Source organism: Thermococcus sp. GR5 (assembly GCF_012027535.1).
Lineage (GTDB): Archaea > Methanobacteriota_B > Thermococci > Thermococcales > Thermococcaceae > Thermococcus > Thermococcus onnurineus.
The window spans coordinates 158,178-176,967 of sequence record NZ_SNUN01000003.1 but is presented as its reverse complement, the minus strand read 5'-3'; the positions used below and the strand labels follow the sequence as shown (position 1 = coordinate 176,967).

Genomic DNA, 18,790 nt, shown 5'->3' with positions numbered 1-18,790 from the left:
TCACCCGAGTTCGATTAGTGGTTGTCCGGTGTCGACGGTTTGGCCTTCTTTGATGAGGATTTTCTTTATTGTTCCGTCTTTTGGTGCTGGGATTTCGTTTTCCATTTTCATTGCCTCGAGGATGAGTAGTCCCTGACCGGTTTTGACTTGATCACCTTCTTTAACGAGTATTCTAAGAATCTTACCCGGCATGGGAGCCGTCACAACCCCCTCACCAACAGGAGCTGGCGCTGGGGCCGGAGCAGCGGGCGCTGAAACCGGAACGGGAGCACTCGGAACGGCAGGAGCGCTGACGCGGGCTGGGGTAGCTGCCGGCTCGCTTATTGCGCTCAGGTCTATTCCGAGCCCCTTTGCCTCGACCTCGTAGCTCTTGTCCTCGAAGGAGACTTTAAAACGGCCCATTCCAAGCTCTTCAACCTCAACCTCGTATTCAACACCGTCAACGATGACCTTAACCTTAGCCATCTTCACCACTTCCCTTTCTCGTAATTGAAGTCCTCAACATCTTCCATAGTTGTCTGGATGCCGTAGAGGCGCCAAGAGTCAGAAACCTTCCTTTTGAAGGGTAAGGGCCTCAGCTGGGCCGCCTTCTCGGCAGTGTATGCTAAAATAGCCGCGGTAATAACTGCTAGGTCCCTCGGGGGTATCTCCGGCTTTGCTTCCTTAACTTTTGGTACTTCTTCGACCTTCGTCGGGATAGGGGCTTTTCCTGAAGTTTCTCTATCTATGAGCCTCCTCTCGAGCCAGCCGACGAAGTAGAGGACTAAAGCTAAAATGGTGAGGACGGCAAAGACCACCGTCACTCCGAGGGCGGTTATGTTGAGGCCCTCCACGAACTCGGCCATGGTTACCATGTCCCACACCTCACAGCGGTATGTTGCCGTGCTTCTTCGGCGGGAGCTTGACGCGCTTGCTCTCCATGGCCTCGAGGGCAAGGATTATCTTTGCCCTTGTCTCGGCAGGGTCTATGACATCGTCGATGTATCCCCTCGCGGCAGCGACGTACGGGTTGGCAAACCTGTCCCTGTACTCCTGTATCTTCTGCTGCCTGACCTCCTCAGGGTTCTCTGCCGCTGCAATCTCTTTCCTGAAGATGATATTGGCCGCTCCCTCAGGACCCATAACGGCTATCTCCGCGGTCGGCCAGGCGAAGACGAAGTCGGCACCGAGGTGCTTGCTTCCCATTGCGAGGTAAGCGCCACCGTAGGCCTTCCTGAGAATGACGGTCACCATCGGGACGGTGGCCTCGGAGTAGGCGTAAAGGACCTTGGCTCCGTGCCTGATGATTCCACCATACTCCTGCTGGGTGCCCGGCAGGTAGCCGGGGACGTCGACAAGCGTGACGATGGGTATGTTGAAGGCGTCGCAGGTTCTCACAAAGCGCGCTATCTTGTCGGAGCTGTCTATGTCAAGAACGCCTGCGAAGTAGTTGGGGTTGTTGGCAACTATACCAACCGTCTGTCCGTTCATCCTTCCGAAGCCGACAACGGCGTTTGGGGCGAAGTAGGGCAGAATCTCCAGGAAGTCCGGATTGCCGTTCTCATCCCTGTCAACTATCTCGTAGATGACCTGCCTGACGTCGTAGCCCTTGTTCGGGTCGTCCGGAACTATGGAGTACAGGCTTTCGGTCTTCCTGAATGGCAAATCGCTTGTCTTAACACGCGGCGGCTTCTCCATGTTGTTTGACGGCAGGTAGCTCATGAGACGTCTTATCAACGCTAGAACCTCTTCGTCGCTCTTTCCTATGAGGTGGGCCTGTCCGCTCTTTTGGGCGTGAACCATGGCTCCACCGAGCTGAACAGGTGTAACCTCGACGCCCGTGACAGCTTTAACGACCTGTGGGCCTGTGATGAACATGAAGCTCGACGGGTTGTCCACCATGAGGATGAAGTCTCCTATCGCCGGGCTGTAAACCGCTCCTCCGGCACAGGGACCCATAATTGCGGTGATCTGCGGCACAACACCGCTGAGAATTGTGTTCATCTTGAAGATCTCACCGTAGCCCTTGAGGGAGTCCACACCCTCCTGAATCCTTGCACCGCCGGAATCATTGAGGCCTATTACAGGTGCTCCCGCCTCAAGGGCGAGCTCCATTATGCGCTTTATCTTAGCAGCGTGCATCTCGCCGAGGGAACCTCCCATGACGGTGAAGTCCTGGGCATAGACGAAGACAAGCCTTCCATCGATGGTTCCATAGCCGGTGATGACACCATCCGCGGGCAGTTCCTTCTTATCGAGACCGAACTCCGTTCCTCTGTGCTTGACGAACATGCCGATCTCAACGAAGCTTCCCGGGTCGAGGAGCTTCTCGATCCTCTCGCGCGCTGTGAGCTTGCCTTTAGCGTGCTGCTTTTCGACGGCCTTTTCGCCGCCCATCTCAAGAATCTTTTTTCTCCGTTCGTACAGCTCGTTAACCTTTTCCTCCATGCTCATGAGAACTCCCCCTAACAGCTGAGAGTGTCTGGTGGTTGTAGTTTGTAAAGTTTAAAAGGGTTTTTGCTCCACTGCCCGTTGAGGAGTTGATAAAATTCTTAGATGTTGAAAGCAGCAAAAGGGGTGAAGTAGAAAAAGGTAGAACGGATTCAGAGGTGTGCAATCGGAGTTTCTGCACCACAGGCCTCGCACTTGAGGAAGTGGAAGCGTCCCCTCTTGATGATCTTGGTGTCTGGTGAGCCGCAGACCGGGCAGATAACGTAGTCCTTGAGGTACTTCTTCATCTTGTTGGCTATCAGGTAGGGTGTGAAGCGTCCCTGGAGGACAACTCTTCTTCCCTCTAGTGTTCCGGCCGTTGCCACCTCTCTCAAGATGAACTTGAGAAGATGGTTCGGGTCGCGGTTCATGGCCTCGGCTATGTCCATGAAGTTCTCGATTATAGTCCTGTTTCCGGCTATCGTGACTACGGCGGCGGGAACCTCAAACCTCGAGATGTGATGCTTAACGTTCTCTGGGAGCTCCTCGTAAGCCTTATCGAGTAAGCCTTCGAAATCGTAAAAGTCAACCTTCTTCTCGCTCACTTTCCTCACCTCCACTTAAAGTATGCAGAGCCGTTTATAACCTTTTGGCGTGGGGAAAATCGAGAAAATCAGAGCACCCTGTAGAAGCCGGCTCTCGGCTCGTATATCCTCGCGTCCCTCTTGAGGTCGTTGATGAGCTTCTTTACTTCGTTCTCCGTTCCAATTCCAGCCTGCTTCGCCGCTTCCACTACCTTGTCCTCCGGTGCGCCGAACTCACCCTCACTCTCAAGGCTCTTGATGATGTCTATGAGCTTGTCAATCTTGTTTATCTTCTTGGAACTCTTGCCGACTTCGAGGATCGAAACGTCCAGTGTCCCCTCCTCGTCGGTCGCTATCTTTCTTATCATCTCCTCGATTATCTGTATCGCCGCTCTGGCGTCTTCCCTCGTCACGGTCTCGCTCAGGCGCATTCTCGCATGGGCCTCGCTGAGACGTATGAGTGCCTCCAGCTGCCTCGCAGTAATTGGAATCGGCTGCACTCCCTCGTCCTCACCGCTCTTTCTGAAGCCCTTCCTCATACGGACGTAGTAGCGCTTTATCTCGTCCATCGCCTCTTTGCTCAAAACCGGGTGGATGTTCTTCCTCGCGTAGGCTATATACTTCTTGAGCAGGTCGTAGGGTATCTTGGGCGTTACCGCCTCGGCCTCTCCCCTCCTGACCTTGAGTATGTGCTCGGCTATAGATGCGTCTATCTTCTCGTCCGGCTCGTCCAGCAGGAGGAATATAAGGTCGAAACGGCTCAGCAGAGTCGGTGGGAGGTCTAGCTGCTCCGGAAGGGACTTGTGGCGGTTAAATCTGCCATACTTTGGATTGGCGGCGGCTATAACCGTTGTTCTGGAGTTAAGTGTCGCTGTGATACCCGCTTTTGAAATGCTGATTGTCTGCTGCTCGAGTGCCTCATGTATAGCGCTCCTGTCACGGTCGCTCATCTTGTCGAACTCGTCAATTAGGGCAAATCCGCCATCGGCGAGAACCAGAACACCAGCCTCCAGAACCCACGAACCTGTAAATTCGTCACGGACGGCTGCGGCTGTCAAACCGGCGGCAGAGCTGCTCTTCCCACTCGTATAAATCGCTCTCGGCGCCAAATTGGCAACATAGCGGAGAATTTGGCTGTTGTGGACGAAGATGTCGTTGGCTATGAAGTTGTGGTGCTCCGGCACCTGGAGGTCGTAGACCCACGGATGCTCTGGCTTGTATTCTCTGACCTCGACGACTCTGTCCCAGAAGATATCGGAGTCCGCAAGCAGTTCAAGTACTTTGAGCTTTTTGGGGGCATCAGGCGACTTCTCTTTCAGTGTTTCAACGACGATTTTGAGCTTTTCCCTGCTGGGCAGCCTATCCCCCCGTTCATAGTGCAGGTAAGTGGAGCGGTTTATTCCTAGGTCCTTTTGTCTTAGTCCTGCTGATTCACGGAGTTCTCTGAGCAGCTTCGAGACGCCCGGAACAACATCAACGTTGGTGTTCAGTTTTATCCCGTTGGTAACCTTTGCGAGGAGTTTTGCCTTCTCCTCAACTCCAAAACCGATGGTCTCTCTGAACTTTATGACATCTTTGCCCGTTATGACCAGGCGGTAGTACGTTTTTGCCTCCTTCATCTTTCCGTTTGTGGCTATGCCTCTTGTCGCGTGCAGCTGTGATTTTATTCCAAACCTCAAAAGAAGGTGCCGGACACCTCTCAGGAGTTCCAGCGATGCTGAAACCACTGTGATTTTTGGTCTGGCTCTATCAACTGTTCCCTCTGCGTCAAAGTAACCCTGAAGGAACGCTTTGATGTCCTCCAACCTTGCGGAGAATATCTGGGATGGTACTTTTTTCTTTGAAGAGTTCTCCGCGATTCCAAGACGTTTAAACAATCTGAAGAACTCAACGCTGCTCACGTAAACATCTTTCGCCGATTTACCTCTATGAGCCTTTCTAATCGTTGGGTTAAGGTCGAGCTTTCTGAAGTATTCGTAGACCTTTTGAATCAGCTTTTCGTCGTTGTTCGTAAAGAATATCGTAGCACTACCGTTTCTGTTCTGTGCGTAGCCCTCCCCGGCCAGTAGGCCGATAACGTACCAGAACTCCTCGTCCGCAAATTCAGGAAGCTTTAACTTGCTCTTGGCAGTTTTGGGCTTTTCTATCTCAATGTCCCAAAGCCTAGTAGGCTTCCCAGCAATCGGAATGATGCGTGGAACTGCTATAAAGTCGCTCGCTTTTAGTTCCTCAGCCTTTCTTGTCTTGAACTGCCCATTCTCAAAGACAAAGAATGGATGAGTTGGTGTTACCCTTATCTCCCTTCCGCTCGCGGTCCTTATGAGGAACATTCTCTCGGGCGCGGTTCTCTTCCAGGCTATGTTAGCCTTCACCTTTTTCACTTTGAGCGTCTTGGCATCTAGAGCGTAAAGCTCAAGGTCTATTGGAGCGTAGAAGCCGTCGTCAACCCTGCCGAGGGTTCCCTCTTTTTTGGCTCTCCTAATTGCCCCCTCCACAAGCTCACCTATCTTCCCTAAGCTCCCGTCGGCCAGAACAACCTGGGTGTCATAATCAACGCACTTCGCAACACCCGGGTCTCCAACCAGTAGAACGTGGCTCTCTCCTCTCAGCTTAGTTCCATCAGGGAGAACCCGCTGCACGCCACCGAAGAGTGCCAAAGCTATGCCCTTCTTCACGGTCTTGTGTCCCCAGATTGCCGGGGCTATCGAATCGACAATAGCATCAACGATGTCCTTTCTCTTTGCCAGCTCCCTTATCTTCTGCTCGTCCTCAGGAGTAATCTCAAGCTCCTCTATCTCCTTACTGAGCTGCTCGATGTGGTTGACCTCGAGAACCTTCTTGAATATCGGCCGCTTATCCTTCTGCTCGAGAATTACGCGAAGTATTCCCGTGACGAGAACCCTGTCGCCTGGCAGGGCGGTATCAACGAGGTCGTCGAGGAGGATTGCGTCAATAAATCTCGGCATCTGGCCACCCTTGAGGCTCTCGGGCCTGTCCTGAAGGCGGAAGCTCTGGAAGTTGATGAACCTGCTCTTCTCGACGTCGAGCTCAACGTTTCTTGACCCACAGGCGTCACACTTGCTCGGCTTGACTATGTTGTCGTAGGGCCTTTGCAGTCTTACCATTTCGTTGCCGCAGTCCTTACAGACGAAGACGGCCTTCTCAACGAATGGCTTGACCTCGCTCACGCGCGTGATGATTCCATCAACCTGTATGAGCCTGTTTATGTGCTCGCTGCCGAGTTCTTTAACGAGGAGCGTCCTTGGAAGGTTGAAAAACCTCGCGTGAACCTTAAACTCCTCCTCCTTCAAAAGGGGGGGCTCGCGGAGGACTATCTGGATGGCATCCTCGGCAGCCAAAATGCTATCTTCGGGGTTTTTGAGAAGTTCTTCTGCCAATTCGGGGTCAAAGGAGTTGAGGTGAGTCCAGTCTATCGAGAGAGAGCGCCTTGGGGTAACCGTGAGCAGGTCTTTAAGCTTGTTCAGATAAACCTCATTGCCGTTGTCATCGACGTACTCACGCAGAAATCTCGCGTACCTCTCTATCATGTCCTCCCTGTCCATCAGCCCTCACCCAGCCACTCGTTTCTAATCTTCGACAGCTGCAGGTATATCCTCCTCTCCTCGGGGGAAAGTCTGGAGAGCAACTCAAGGCTGTTCGGCCTCAGCATGACGGAGTTGAGTATCTTCTTGAAGCGTATGGCCTTGAGGTGCTCAAGCTTTTTCTTCAGGTTGGCCAGCTTGGTGAGCTTGACGTTTATAGTCTCGATGTTATCTCCGGCGTTCATTCTGACGTAGTTTTCGAGGTAATACATGTAGAACTCCGCCCTCTCGTAGAGGCCGGCCGGAAGGGGCATGAGGGGCTCGTTCTCCCTCTCCTCGGCTATTGCCCTGTCTATCTCGCCTATAACCTTGTCGGTCTCATCGATAACCTCCACGATCTTCGCTTCCCACAGCTCCTTCGCTTTCCAGTCCTCGATGAGCACTATATCGCCGGCGTTCCAGTCCCCGAAGGGGCGGAGGATTTTAACGGCTATTATTGCCCTCCCTGTGAACATGACATCACCCTCTCGAATGTATGCCTACTCCCTTGGGTCTATTAACCTTATGGCTGTGGGTGGGTTAAGGCTATAAGCTCAGCCTTCCAAAATTAACCCGGTGGGAGCATGCTGATAGGAATAATGAGCGACACCCACGATAACCTTCCGGCGGTAAGGAAGGCTGTGGAGTTCTTCAACGAGCAGAACGTCGAGCTGGTGATTCACGCTGGCGACTACGTGGCGCCGTTTGTGGCGAAGGAGCTCAAGAAGCTCAAAGCCCCGCTTAAGGGAGTCTTCGGAAACAACGATGGTGAGAAAAAGGGTCTCCATGAAGTGCTGGGAATCGCCGACGAGATACTTGAAATCGAGGCTGATGGTATGAAAATAGCGGTCACCCACGGTACGGACGAGAGGATAGTGAGGGCCCTGGCGAGGAGCAGGCTCTACGACGTTGTAGTCGTTGGCCACACACACCGCTACGAGATCAGGGAGGACGGCAGGACGATACTGATAAATCCCGGTGAGGTCTGCGGTTACATTACCGGCATTAAGAGCGTTGCACTGCTGGACACGAGGAAGAGGGAAGTCAGAATAGTGAACATTGAAACGGGTGAACTGCTCGGGGTCATGAGTCTCTAGCGAGCGTCTCTAACGAACGTCTCTGACGAGCGCCTTTGGAGAACCTCTGGAGGATAGAATCAGGAGAAGGGCCTGGCGATGAGTATGGAAGATGTTTTAGTTCCCCGGGAAAGGCATGATGCGGTGGTCTTAATAGGCGTGGACAGATGGGAGAACGTCGAGTTCATCAAGGTCTACGCGGTCAGCGAGGAGATAGCGAAGAAAACCCTGGAAAAGTTCTTCAACGCTAGGGGGCTCTTTCCCGGGGACTACCGCCTCGTCAGCCGCGGCCATGAGGAAGTCGGGGAGAGAAAGGCCATAACGACAAAGACGGAAGGCTCGCTCAGCGCCGCCCTCGCGAGGCTCGGCCTTAAGCTACTCTCGAACGGCGTCCTCTACCTGGAGAACATTGAGAGGCTCTATCAGTTCACCCTCGTCAGCGAGACCCTCTACGAGAGGATAGCCCCTGAAACTGCCACCAAGGAATCCCGGAAGGTCAAAATAGAGGGACCTGTGGACGAGCTTGAGGCCCTTTCTCTTGGACTAGATGCCATCGTCGAGAACCTCCGTGGGGTTGAGCTGTCGGAGTTCCTCCCGGAAAATGCACTTCTCCTCAGGGAGCCGCCAGTTGAGAGAGTAGTCGAACTACTGAGCGGAGAGAGGGATTACCCCCTCATCGTCGAGACTAAAGATTTGAAAAAATACGCACCTCTCGACTTTCCGGTGGTTCTAAGACTTCCACCCTTGACCGTTGAGGAGTTCACGGCGGAGCTTTCCCAACGGCTTGGCTTCGATGTCGATTCTCGATACTTCCTCAGCTATCCTCCCGAGAGGCTCAACCTTAGGAATGTTGAAGCCCTCGCAAAGCTCGTTAGGGCTCTGATGGAAAAGAAGGGGCTGAGCGAAAAAGATGCTCTGGGACTCGCAGTGAGACTCAACCTCGGAGAGCTTTGAAGTAACGAACCACCATGGCCTTGAACTCTGGGTTGTGTTTGCCCAGTGCGGCGTTTATTAGCTCTTTGAACTTCTCATCCTCAGCGAGATATCTTAAGAGCAGACCCTCGTCAACGCCCAGCTCTTCTAAGAAGTCTGTCCTCTTGAGAAACTCTGAACGCTCTTTCACTTCATTTCTGAGCTCCTTCAGCCGCTCGAGGTATGGCCTAACCTTTTCCTCCCGCCTTTCAAACTCGAGCCAGTCTATTGCCAAGTGCTCGCTGATCAGGAGGTATCTCCCCGGGTCGGTGAGGTATTCGGCAACACCCTCCCCAAGCTTCGAGTGGAGTATCTTGAGCCTGAACTCCTCGATGGCCTTGTAGTCGTCGCCCAGGCGCTTCTTATCGACGATGTCGAGGCTCTCGAAGAGCGCTACGGCTGTTAAGTAGCACTTCACCACGAAGGGGATTTCCGGGAGGGTGAGTGTTTCCTTTGAGACAGTTACCACTTTGCCGTTTCTTCTTTCCAACCTCTCAAGGAGCATCCCAAGGGGATAACTCAGGCTCTTCAGGCAGAACTCCAGCTCGTCCATACTTCCACCGTTGTGAATTTGGTTTTCAATTGTAAAAGCCTTTTGGGTGAAGCTTTTTAGCCCAAGCCGGGAATTTAGTCATGGTGAGAAAGTATGAGCATGATAGTCATAGATGGTTCCTACGGCGAGGGAGGGGGGCAGATACTGAGGACGAGCGTGGCCTTATCTGTCCTCACTGGAAAGCCCCTCAAGATAATCAACATCAGGATAAACAGGCCGAACCCGGGTTTAAGGCCCCAGCACATGCATGGCATCTTGGCTCTGAAGGAGCTGAGCGGCGCTAAGGTTAAGGGGGCCCAGGTCGGCTCAACGGTTCTCGAATTCTACCCTGGCAGGGCTAGGCCAAGGCACATCCGCGTACCGATAAAGACCGCTGGCAGTGTAACCCTCGTCCTCCAGGCTTTGCTTCCGGCGATGGCTTTCATCGGTGGGAGCTTCGAGATAACGGGCGGAACCGACGTCCCCTGGTCGCCGCCGGTGGACTACCTCAGGCACGTTACCCTCTTCGCGCTGGAAAAGATGGGTCTAAGGGCCGAGATTGAAATCAAGCGCAGGGGACACTATCCCAAAGGCGGCGGACTGGTGGTCGGCAGGGTCGAGCCGTGGGAGGAGAGAAAGCCTCTGGTTGCTTTGGAGTGGAGGCATATAGAGCTATTTGGTGGCATCAGCCACGCTACCAACCTCCCGGAGCACGTGGCGAGTAGGCAGGCGAAGGCCGCTAGGGAGAGGTTGAGTGAGTTTTACGATGTTCCTATTAATATATATGAAGAAGTCTCGCGTTCCCTCGGGCCGGGTAGTGGGATAGTGGTATGGGCCGAGACGGACGTTTTGAGACTCAGTGGAGACGCCCTCGGAAAGCGCGGAAAGCCTGCTGAAGCAGTGGGCAGGGAAGCGGCGGATGAGCTTCTGGAGCAGCTAACGAGCAGGGCCGCGGTTGATAGATTCCTTGGCGACCAGCTGGTACCATTCCTGGCCTTCGCAGGAGGCGAGATAAAAGTTGCCGAGATAACGAACCACCTCGTGACGAACGTCTGGGTCGTGGAGCAGTTTTTGGGCAAGATCTTCGAGGTGGAGGGAGAGGTTGGAGAGCCTGGAAGGGTGAGGGTTGTGAGAAAGGCCGAACTTTAAGGCATCTCCATCCCGTAAACCTTCTCTGGATTTTCCACATGAATTTTGTAAACGTCTTCCTCCGTGAACAGGCCGTTCTGGAGGAAGGCCTTTGTCCTCTTCGGCACTGTCTTCGGCCCCAAAACGGCTCCGGGACGGCGCTTGTCGTCTATGTAGTCCGTCTCCATCATGAAGCGGTTGCCCTGCTTGATGGCCTCGGCAATGTTCTTCTTGCTCGCGATTATGCTCGGGAAGACACCGACTTCCTCGGCAATCTTCACCAGCGGCGGCGAGAAGTGCTTGACGACTCTGTACGGCTTTATTCCGACCTCCTTGACTATCTCGCCCAGCTCGCGGAACTTGGCCTCGTCGAAGCTCTCCGTGTGGAGCTGGACCGCGCAGTCGGCTTCCTTGGCCAAGCTCATCCCGTACTTCATCAGCTCGATGCTCGCCTCCCAGATCTCGGGTGGAACCTCGTAGTGGGGTCTGCCTATCTCGCCTATGGCTATCGCTTTTCCTTCGAGACAGAGCCTCTGGGCGTATTCTAAGGCCTTCATCACTTCGTTCTTGGCATATTCGAGGCCCTTTTTCTCTGCAAGGTAGACGAACTCCGCTGGATGGACGCCGACGACGGCGTATGCTTTTACAGGTGTTTCTTTGTTTATCTTCTCCACAAGCTCGATGTGGAAGTCCATGGCTTTGATGAAATCCTCTGCGCTCATTCCCGGGAAGCCGTAGTCGTGGGCTGTCTTGTAGACCACCATCAGGTGAGTCCCGCCAGCTCTGTGGAACTGCTCGACAGCTTCCAGAAACAGGCCCTTGAAAGGATCAACGTGGAAGTGGTCATCGAGGATGATCATTTCCCTCACCTCACGACTGATAGACTTCAAGGGTATCTCCCTCTTTCGCTTTAGTACTTCCCTCGAGAATGAGTGCAGCCTTGTCTCCGTCGATGACAAAATCCACAGCCTTTCTACCTTTCTCTATCCTGTAAATCACTGCGGCTTTCTTTCCCTTCACCTTGTAGCCGGGATAGATTACTCCTCTCTCCACGGTCCCCACGAGGGTTTCGCGTCCCATGATGTGGAAGACCTTTTCAACATGGAACTTTCCAACCGGCTTCCTTGAGACTATCTGAATTTCCTCAGTACCGGTTTCCTTCTTCCCACCGAACAGCCTGCTCAGGAATCCCATGCTCTCCCCCAGAGGGATTGGAAAAGAGGAGATAAAAAGATTGCCGGCTAAAGCTTCACGATGTGTACCGAGCAGGATATGCACGGATCAAAGGCCCTCACAGTCTCCTCGAGCCTCTGGATTAGCGAGCCCTCATCGAGCTCGCCGTAACCTCTCTTGGCTTCCCTCAGCAGGCTGAGCTCCATCATGGCGTGGTTGAGGGCCGTGGGCGTTATAATGTTTGAGTAAACGACCTTTCCAGAGCCGTCTATGCGGTAGTGGTGTATGAGCACTCCCCTGGGAGCCTCGACGTAGCCGATGCCCTCGCCTTCTTTGACTTCAACGGGAACGTTCTCCCCCTTTATGCCCTTGTCGAGGAGTTTCTTTGCTATCTCTCCCGCCCTTTCAAGCGCGTAGACGAGCTCTATGGTCTGAGCGAGGTTGTTGTAGCTGACGTAACCTGTAGCAAGTTTTTCTCTGTGCTCCTCAAAGAGTCTCTTCGCTGTGGGCGTCAGCATCTCCGCCTTGAGCAGGAGCCTCGGCAGTGCGCCAACGAAGAAGGGCTCACCCTTATAGCGGCTCTGCTTTGCGAAGCTGTAAACCAGGGAACGTTCCTCTATTCTCTCCATGTAGTGGAAAGAGCCATCCTCATCGGAAATCAGCTTGTCGCCCAGGAGGTAGCCGTCCGTCGCAACAAAGTGTTCCGCCTTTTCGCCGTAAGGCTCGAACGAAGCGAATAACCTCACCGCTCTCCTCGCGAGTCTCAAAAGGGCTTTACTCTCCCTTTCGATGTTTTCAAGTTCCTCAACCGTCGGATACCTGCCAAATCCACCGGGTTTAACGTTTATGCCGTGGATCTCCCTTCCTCCGATGAGTTCCCTTATCCTGTTTCCAAATGCCTTTAGAGCTAATCCCTCCTTCACTAGCTCGCCGTGTTTGGTAGCCATTCTTATCGCGTCAGGATAGCCGAAAACGTCCGGAGCAACGAGCAGGTACAAGTGAAGTGCTTGGCTCTCCAGCAATTCACCGATGAGGCCGAGCTCCCTCAGAAGGGTTATCTCCTCCGAAACTTCAACTCCGAAGGCCTTCTCTATACTCAGAACCGAGGCGACGCTGTGTGAGAGGTAGCATATGGCGCATATCCTCGCTTCCAAGTCTGGAACGTCATAATAATGCCTTCCCAAAGTCAGCAACTCGAAGAAGCGCGGCCCTTCAACGATTTTGAGCCTGACGTTCTTAACTTCACCGTTCTCGACAACTATCTCGGCTTTGCCGTTGCCTTCAACTCTCGTGAACTCCCTCAACTCGATTATCATGGCTCCCACCTCGCGAAGGTCTTGAACTTCCTGATGATGTAGTCGTCATCGTAGCCCAGATCCTTGAGTATCTCGTACTCGCTTGCAGGATTCACCTCGCCGGGCAACGGCCCGCGGCAGCCTATGCATCCCAGCCCGGAGCGTATACAAGCAGCGTTGCAGCCGCCGTAGGTTATCGGACCTAGGCACAGAAGGCCCTTCTTCACGAGAACACATTCGTATTCGTTGAGCTTGCACTCAATGCAGACGGGATAATCCTTCTTTACCGGCTCAATGCCTTTGGCTATGTCTATCAGAACCTGATAGACCTCATTTTTGTCGTAGGGGCAGCCTGGGAGGGCAAAATCGACGGCGACGTACTCAACGACGGGCTTTGAGTCCAGCGCCCTCATCGGGTTGCCCTCGTCTCCATAAACCCTCTTCAGCTTCTCCCTTATGCTCCCCTCGACGCTAGCCTGAACCGAGCCGTGCGTTGCGCAGGTTCCGAGGGCTATGAGGTAGTCGGAGTGGTTTCTTGCCTCCTTGAGGAGCGCTAGGTCGCGCTGGCTTGAGACCGTTCCGGTTACGAGGGCCACGTCGTAGTGGCTCCCCTCGCTTAGGCTGGTCGCCATGTGGAACTCCGTTATCTCGTAGAACTCGAGCAGGTCAAACAGCTTCTCGTAGAGGAAGAGAATACTCAGCGCACAACCGCCGCAGTCGGTAAGCTCGAAGACGGCCAACTTGAGCTTGTCCATCATATCAACCCCCTCGTGGAGAGAGCATCCCAGTATGTGAAGACGGGGCCGTCCTTGCAGACGTACTTTATGGAGGTGCTTGTTCCCACTATACAGTGGCCGCACTTGCCTATTCCGCAGCGCATGCGCCTCTCGAGGGTCATGTATATCCTGCCCGGCGAGAGTTTCCTGTCTAGGAGCTCCTTGATGACGAAGCGGTACATAACCGGCGGTCCGCAGATGAGGGCGTAAGCCTTGTCGACGTCGAACTCCTCCCCGCGGAAGAGGTCGGTAACGACACCCTTGCACACCCTGTCAGAGAAGCCCCGCTCGGGGTAGATGCACGAGGGGCTTTCGACCTCATAGGCGAGCTTTACGCTGCAGCCAACCGCGTCGCCGTGCTTCAGCAGGTGGATTATCTCGTCGCGGAAGAGTATGTCCTCGTAGGCTTTGGTGCCGTAGAGGAGCCAGACGTGCTCGTACTTTCCGGTGTCTATCGCGTACCAGAGAACCGAGCGGAGGGGTGCCATACCGAGTCCACCGGCGACCAGGATTAGATTCGAGCCCTCCATTTTCTCCATCGGGAAGCCGTTGCCGTAGGGCCCGCGGATGCCCACCACTTCTCCCTCTTTCATCTGATGGATGAACTTGGTCATCCTTCCGGCTTTTCTGATGCAGAGCTGAATGTATCCTTTTCTCGTTGGTGAGGAGCAGAGGCTTATGGGGAACTCACCGAAGCCCCGTATATCGACGATGACGAACTGGCCGGGCTTGAATGTGAAGTGTTCGCCAATTTCCGGGTCTAAGAAGCGGAGCGTGAAGAGCTTCTCCCTAGGTGTTAGGTCCTTCACTTCCAGAATGCGCGCATCGTAAGTTTGATGTGGATTCTCGCTCATCTCAGCGACCCCCTGACCTCCTCAAGAACCTTGACGTGCTCTATCTTCGCCGGGCAGAACTCGTCACACCTTCCACAACCTACGCAGTTATAACCCGAGGAGGGATCGAAGTAGCTCTTGCAGTAGTATCTGTGCCTGAATCTGTCGAGTCTAGTTGGCCTGAAGTTGTGGCCTCCGGCAACCAGTCCGTGGTTCTCCATAAAGCAGGAGTCGTAGCGTCTCTCTCTGACGGCGTCGTAGGCGCTGATCCATTTATCGCAGACCTCGTAGCAGCGGCAGGTAGGACAGACCATGTTGCAGTTGCCGCAGGCCAGGCATATCTCGGCGTACTCCTTCCAGACCGGGCTGTTGTAGGCCAAATCGAGCATGTCTGCGAGTCCTTCCTGCGGGATCTCCTTCTGGAACGCATTTGCGCGCCTCTCCTCGAACTCCTTGAAGTGCTTCAAGTCCTCGTCGGTCACCTCCTCGAAGAGCTCACCGTTCTCCCAGACTACCTCGTGTCCCCTCACACTTCCTATCCTGACGAGCCATCCGTCGGGAAGCTCGTGTAGGAAGAGGTCAAAGCCGTCCATGGCAAAGTGCGTGCCGAGACTCTTGCAGAAGCAATACTCGTCGGGCATGCAGCTTATCCCAACTATGAAGGTTTTCTCGCGCCTCGCCTTGTAGTACGGGTCGGCGGGCTCGTCGAGATAGACCTTATCGAGAATCTTGAGCCCGTGCATATCGCAGGAGTGGAGGCCGAAGAGAACTATCGGCTCTGCGTCGGTTCCATTTTCCCAGCGACCGTTCTTCAGGCGAAGAATTTCGTCCCTTGGCCTCACGAAGAACTTTTTTGGAGGTAGCATTGTCCTTGTATAGTTGAGTTCTATCTCTCCTAGCTCGTGAACTTCTTGGAATGTGTAAATGCTTCCTCTTTTGATGGGAGCGTAGACTTTGCCCCAATTCCTTAGAGATTCAAAAAATGAGCTAAAGTTCTCAGATGATAGTTTTACATATCTCAAATACACTGCCTCCGTTATATGGCATTCTATAATATACAGTTTGTAGAAGAATGATTTAAGGGTTCTTCAAACCAACAGTTACCAACGGATGGTTGGGTATTAGAAAAGGATTTTATAGGAGCTTGCCCCAAAATACCCAGGTGGGGAACTGTGTTTAGGATAGTTCACAAGGAGAAGCTTTCTCCTGGCATAAACCTATTCGAAATCGAAGCGCCAAGGGTAGCGAGACACGCTAAGCCCGGCCAGTTTGTCGTTCTCAGGCTTCATGAGAAGGGCGAGAGGATACCGCTCACCATAGCCGACAGCGATGCAGGTGGGGGCACTATAACGATAGTTGTCCAAGAAGTTGGAAAGACCACCTACGAACTCGGTACCTATGAAAATGGCGATAGCATACTTGATCTCTTGGGGCCACTTGGAAGGCCAAGTCACATAGATAACTTCGGTACGGTCGTTATGGTAGGTGGTGGCGTTGGAGTTGCTGAAATTTATCCCGTTGCAAAAGCGATGAAGGAAGCTGGCAACCATGTAATTTCTATACTAGGTTTCAGGACGAAGAAGCTCGTCTTCTGGGAGGATAAACTTGCGGAGGTAAGCGACGAGGTAATCGTTACCACCAATGACGGGAGCTACGGTATTGAGGGCTTCACCACGCACGCTCTAGCGAAGCTGTTCGATGAAGGTAGAAAAATTGACCTCGTGCATGCTGTTGGGCCCGTTGTCATGATGAAGGCCGTTGCGGAACTCACTAGGCCCCATGGCGTAAGAACCGTCGCGAGCCTGAATTCAATTATGGTCGATGGAACTGGCATGTGTGGCGCTTGTAGGGTAACTGTCGGCGGTGAGATAAAGTTCGCTTGCGTTGATGGACCCGAATTCGACGCCCATCTTGTTGACTGGGACGAGCTGGTGAAGAGGCTTAACTATTACAGAGATTTGGAGCTCATAAGCCTTGAGAAGTGGAAGCGGGAGAGGAGGATGGTCTGATGCCGAGAAAAATTATTAAGAGGCGTATTTTGACTCCTGAACGACCGCCTGGGGAGAGAGTTAGGGATTTCGAGGAGGTAAACCTTGGATATACTTTCGAATTGGCTGTGAAGGAGGCCGAACGCTGCCTTAACTGTCCAATTGACTATGCTCCCTGTGTTAAGGGCTGTCCAGTCGGAATAAGGATTCCCGAGTTCATATCTAAGCTTGTCCAGTACCGTGATGATCCTGATAGGGCCGTTAGAGAGGCTTTAAGTGTCATCTGGGCCTGTAACTCACTTCCAGCTATAACAGGCCGGGTTTGTCCTCAGGAGGATCAGTGTGAGATGAACTGTGTCATGGGCAGGGTTGGTGACAAAATCAATATCGGCAAGCTCGAAAGGTTTGTGGCAGATTACTCCCGCGAGAATGGCATAGACATCCAGCTCTTAGAGGAAGGGACGAGGGAAATACGGAGGAACGGCAAGAAGGTTGCGGTCATAGGTGCTGGTCCAGCGGGTCTGACATGCGCAGCAGAGCTGGCTAAGCTTGGCTATGAGGTTACGATTTTCGAAGCCCTCCATAAACCGGGGGGAGTCCTGATCTACGGCATCCCAGAGTTCAGGCTACCAAAGGTGATTGTTGAGAGGGAGCTTGAGAACCTGGGGAGGCTCGGCGTTAAGATAGAAACCAACGTGCTCGTCGGCAAGACCGTGACCTTTCAGGAGCTGAGGGAGGAGTACAACGCGATATTCATAGGCACGGGTGCTGGAACGCCCCGCATATACCCATGGCCAGGGGTAAACCTCAATGGGATCTATTCGGCGAACGAGTTTCTCACTAGGGTGAACCTCATGAAAGCCTATGCGTTTCCAGAGTACGACACCCCCATAAAGATAGGAAAGAATGTGGCAGTGATCGGTGGTGGGAACACTGCCATGGATGCCGCCCGTTCAGCCTTGAGACTCGGTGCAAAGGTGTGGATATTATACCGCAGGACAAAGGCAGAGATGACTGCCCGTGAGGAGGAAATCCACCACGCCGAGGAAGAGGGTGTGAACTTCATGTTTCTCGTCTCGCCCAAGCGTTTCATCGGCGACGAAAATGGGAACCTTAAAGCCATAGAGCTTGAGAAAATGGAGCTCGGCGAGCCCGATGAGAGCGGCAGGAGGAGACCCGTACCAACGGGTGAGACAGTAACGATGGAGTTCGATACTGCTATTATAGCCATCGGTCAGACCCCGAACAGAACGTTTCTCGAAACCGTCCCCGGACTCGAGATTGATGGGAGGGGCAGGATAAAGGTCGATGAGAACCTGATGTCGAGCATCCCAGGGGTCTTCGCTGGGGGAGACGCAATAAGGGGAGAGGCAACGGTTATTTTGGCTATGGGGGATGGGAAAAAGGCGGCAAGGGCAATTCACAAGTACCTAAGTGGTTCGTGAATTCTCTTACTTTCATTCTACTAGTCACGGTGCAGTTAATTTTGACTGATTAGAAGAAAGAAAAGCATGTCATTATATGATTGCTGGAATCCCCGGAATTCTCGGGAAGGGCTGAACCTCCGCTATGTGCTCAGCCCCGACCAGGTACCTGATGAGCCTCTCGATGCCTATGCCCGCTCCAGCGCTTGGCCTCAGGAGGCCCGCTTTGGCGACTTCGAGGTAGGGTTTGAAGGCGTCGAGGCTTATGCCTGCCTTCTTAATTTTTCTGACTATTACTTCGTACTCCCACTCCCTCTCGCCGCCGCTTGAAACCTCGCCGTATCCCTCTGGCAGATAGAGGTCGTAGTTCCTGAAGTGGCCCGGCCTCTCTGGGTCTTCCCTGTCGTAGAACTCCCTTTCAATGTCTATCACCCAGAAGGGCTCGTCCATGGCTTTACTTGCCTCATCCTCGCTTCCAAACTCGGCCTTAATTTCCTCAAGAGTGAAGCGCTTGAAGGGTGGCGCTACCTTGGGCACTTCCCTCTCCAGTCCCCAGTTCCTAGCTTCCTTAAACAATCCGCTTATCAGCTCCTCTATGAGGCTCATGACGTCGTCCATGCTCGCATAGGCTATCTCGAAGTCAAGCTGCGTAAACTCGTAGGCGTGTCTGCCATCGTCGGCGCTTCTCCCTTCGAGCCTTATGTTCGGCGAGAGTATAAAGAGCCTGTCAATTCCCATAGCTATCGCCATCTGCTTGTGGAGTATCATGCTGTGAGTTAGCCTTAGCCTCTCGCCGTAGACCTCGACTTCTGGCGGCTTTAGGGCCTCACTGGCGGCCGGGTCTGGCCATAGGGGGTCAGTTATGGAGCTGAGCATCACCGGAAGCATCCACCTGAAACCCTTGCTCACCATGTATCTTGTCATATAGTCAATCACTCTCGTTTGAACTTCTATAACTGGTTCAATTTTCCGGGTTACAATTTGGAGAGCGTTCATCTTCATCACCTGTTCTTTGTCAG

The 18,790-nt window shown here is 53.3% G+C and carries 19 protein-coding genes; 5 read left to right on the top strand and 14 right to left on the bottom strand.

Translation table 11 applies throughout. From position 1 onward, the window contains the following. The 6 genes from E3E33_RS04435 to E3E33_RS04410 form a co-directional block, all read right to left on the bottom strand. On the bottom strand, positions 1-465 hold the full coding sequence (locus E3E33_RS04435; protein ID WP_167711003.1) for an acetyl-CoA carboxylase biotin carboxyl carrier protein subunit: 465 nt from the start codon (positions 463-465) through the stop codon (positions 1-3). A 2-nt stretch (positions 466-467) separates the two neighbouring features. After that, positions 468-854, bottom strand: a complete 387-nt coding sequence (locus E3E33_RS04430; protein WP_012570997.1) for an OadG family protein — start codon at positions 852-854, stop codon at positions 468-470. Between the two features lie 10 nt (positions 855-864). After that, on the bottom strand, positions 865-2,433 hold the full coding sequence (locus tag E3E33_RS04425; protein WP_167711004.1) for a carboxyl transferase domain-containing protein: 1,569 nt from the start codon (positions 2,431-2,433) through the stop codon (positions 865-867). A gap of 149 nt (positions 2,434-2,582) precedes the next feature. Continuing rightward, a complete protein-coding gene (locus E3E33_RS04420) occupies positions 2,583-3,014 on the bottom strand; it encodes a translation initiation factor IF-2 subunit beta (protein WP_012570999.1) in 432 nt (143 codons plus the stop codon). Positions 3,015-3,082: 68 nt separating this feature from the next. After that, complete coding sequence (locus E3E33_RS04415) at positions 3,083-6,556, bottom strand: LAGLIDADG family homing endonuclease (protein WP_167711005.1); 3,474 nt, start codon at positions 6,554-6,556, stop codon at positions 3,083-3,085. Continuing rightward, the gene (locus tag E3E33_RS04410; RefSeq protein ID WP_012571001.1) at positions 6,556-7,050 is read right to left on the bottom strand and encodes a hypothetical protein; all 495 of its coding nucleotides are present in this window, start codon (positions 7,048-7,050) and stop codon (positions 6,556-6,558) included. Before E3E33_RS04410 ends, E3E33_RS04415 begins: the two co-directional genes overlap by 1 nt. A gap of 108 nt (positions 7,051-7,158) precedes the next feature. On the opposite strand from E3E33_RS04410, the gene E3E33_RS04405 reads away from it, so the two are divergent. Next, the gene (locus E3E33_RS04405) at positions 7,159-7,671 is read left to right on the top strand and encodes a metallophosphoesterase (protein ID WP_167711007.1); all 513 of its coding nucleotides are present in this window, start codon (positions 7,159-7,161) and stop codon (positions 7,669-7,671) included. Positions 7,672-7,749: 78 nt separating this feature from the next. Continuing rightward, positions 7,750-8,604 carry a hypothetical protein gene (locus E3E33_RS04400; protein ID WP_167711009.1) on the top strand — a complete coding sequence of 285 codons (855 nt, stop codon included), beginning with the start codon at positions 7,750-7,752 and terminating at the stop codon, positions 8,602-8,604. On the opposite strand, the gene E3E33_RS04395 is transcribed toward E3E33_RS04400, so the two are convergent. Beyond that, the gene (locus E3E33_RS04395) at positions 8,585-9,175 is read right to left on the bottom strand and encodes a hypothetical protein (protein ID WP_167711011.1); all 591 of its coding nucleotides are present in this window, start codon (positions 9,173-9,175) and stop codon (positions 8,585-8,587) included. The two genes, E3E33_RS04400 and E3E33_RS04395, sit on opposite strands and share 20 nt — an antisense overlap. 93 nt (positions 9,176-9,268) lie before the next feature. Between E3E33_RS04395 and rtcA the strand changes: the two genes are divergently transcribed. After that, positions 9,269-10,303 carry an RNA 3'-terminal phosphate cyclase gene (gene rtcA / locus E3E33_RS04390; RefSeq protein ID WP_167711012.1) on the top strand — a complete coding sequence of 345 codons (1,035 nt, stop codon included), beginning with the start codon at positions 9,269-9,271 and terminating at the stop codon, positions 10,301-10,303. Here the strand turns inward: rtcA and E3E33_RS04385 are convergent. Genes E3E33_RS04385 through shyB form a run of 6 tightly spaced genes read right to left on the bottom strand, consistent with a single transcriptional unit; the run spans position 10,300 to position 15,381 of the window. Then, entirely contained in the window at positions 10,300-11,142 is an 843-nt protein-coding gene (locus E3E33_RS04385; RefSeq protein ID WP_167711014.1) for a TatD family hydrolase, read from the bottom strand. The two genes, rtcA and E3E33_RS04385, sit on opposite strands and share 4 nt — an antisense overlap. Before the next feature lie 10 nt (positions 11,143-11,152). Then, entirely contained in the window at positions 11,153-11,476 is a 324-nt protein-coding gene (gene pbp11, locus E3E33_RS04380) for a tRNA-binding protein Pbp11 (protein ID WP_167711016.1), read from the bottom strand. A 47-nt stretch (positions 11,477-11,523) separates the two neighbouring features. After that, entirely contained in the window at positions 11,524-12,771 is a 1,248-nt protein-coding gene (gene shyA, locus E3E33_RS04375; RefSeq protein ID WP_167711017.1) for an NAD(P)-dependent hydrogenase/sulfhydrogenase 2 subunit alpha, read from the bottom strand. Beyond that, positions 12,768-13,508 carry an NAD(P)-dependent hydrogenase/sulfhydrogenase 2 subunit delta gene (gene shyD / locus E3E33_RS04370; RefSeq protein WP_167711019.1) on the bottom strand — a complete coding sequence of 247 codons (741 nt, stop codon included), beginning with the start codon at positions 13,506-13,508 and terminating at the stop codon, positions 12,768-12,770. The genes shyA and shyD overlap by 4 nt, the downstream gene beginning before the upstream one ends. After that, positions 13,505-14,380 carry an NAD(P)-dependent hydrogenase/sulfhydrogenase 2 subunit gamma gene (shyC, locus tag E3E33_RS04365; protein ID WP_167711021.1) on the bottom strand — a complete coding sequence of 292 codons (876 nt, stop codon included), beginning with the start codon at positions 14,378-14,380 and terminating at the stop codon, positions 13,505-13,507. The genes shyD and shyC overlap by 4 nt, the downstream gene beginning before the upstream one ends. After that, positions 14,377-15,381 carry an NAD(P)-dependent hydrogenase/sulfhydrogenase 2 subunit beta gene (shyB, locus tag E3E33_RS04360; protein ID WP_167711023.1) on the bottom strand — a complete coding sequence of 335 codons (1,005 nt, stop codon included), beginning with the start codon at positions 15,379-15,381 and terminating at the stop codon, positions 14,377-14,379. The genes shyC and shyB overlap by 4 nt, the downstream gene beginning before the upstream one ends. A gap of 150 nt (positions 15,382-15,531) precedes the next feature. On the opposite strand from shyB, the gene E3E33_RS04355 reads away from it, so the two are divergent. Further along, positions 15,532-16,368 (top strand): sulfide/dihydroorotate dehydrogenase-like FAD/NAD-binding protein, encoded by an 837-nt coding sequence (locus E3E33_RS04355; RefSeq protein WP_012571013.1) that lies wholly within the window; start codon positions 15,532-15,534, stop codon positions 16,366-16,368. Further along, positions 16,368-17,792: an NADPH-dependent glutamate synthase gene (gene gltA / locus E3E33_RS04350; RefSeq protein WP_167711025.1), complete on the top strand. Its 1,425-nt coding sequence runs from the start codon at positions 16,368-16,370 to the stop codon at positions 17,790-17,792. The genes E3E33_RS04355 and gltA overlap by 1 nt, the downstream gene beginning before the upstream one ends. A 72-nt stretch (positions 17,793-17,864) precedes the next feature. Here the strand turns inward: gltA and E3E33_RS04345 are convergent, their stop codons facing one another. Continuing rightward, on the bottom strand, positions 17,865-18,773 hold the full coding sequence (locus E3E33_RS04345) for an asparagine synthetase A (RefSeq protein ID WP_167711027.1): 909 nt from the start codon (positions 18,771-18,773) through the stop codon (positions 17,865-17,867). Between the last annotated feature and the right edge of the window lie 17 nt (positions 18,774-18,790).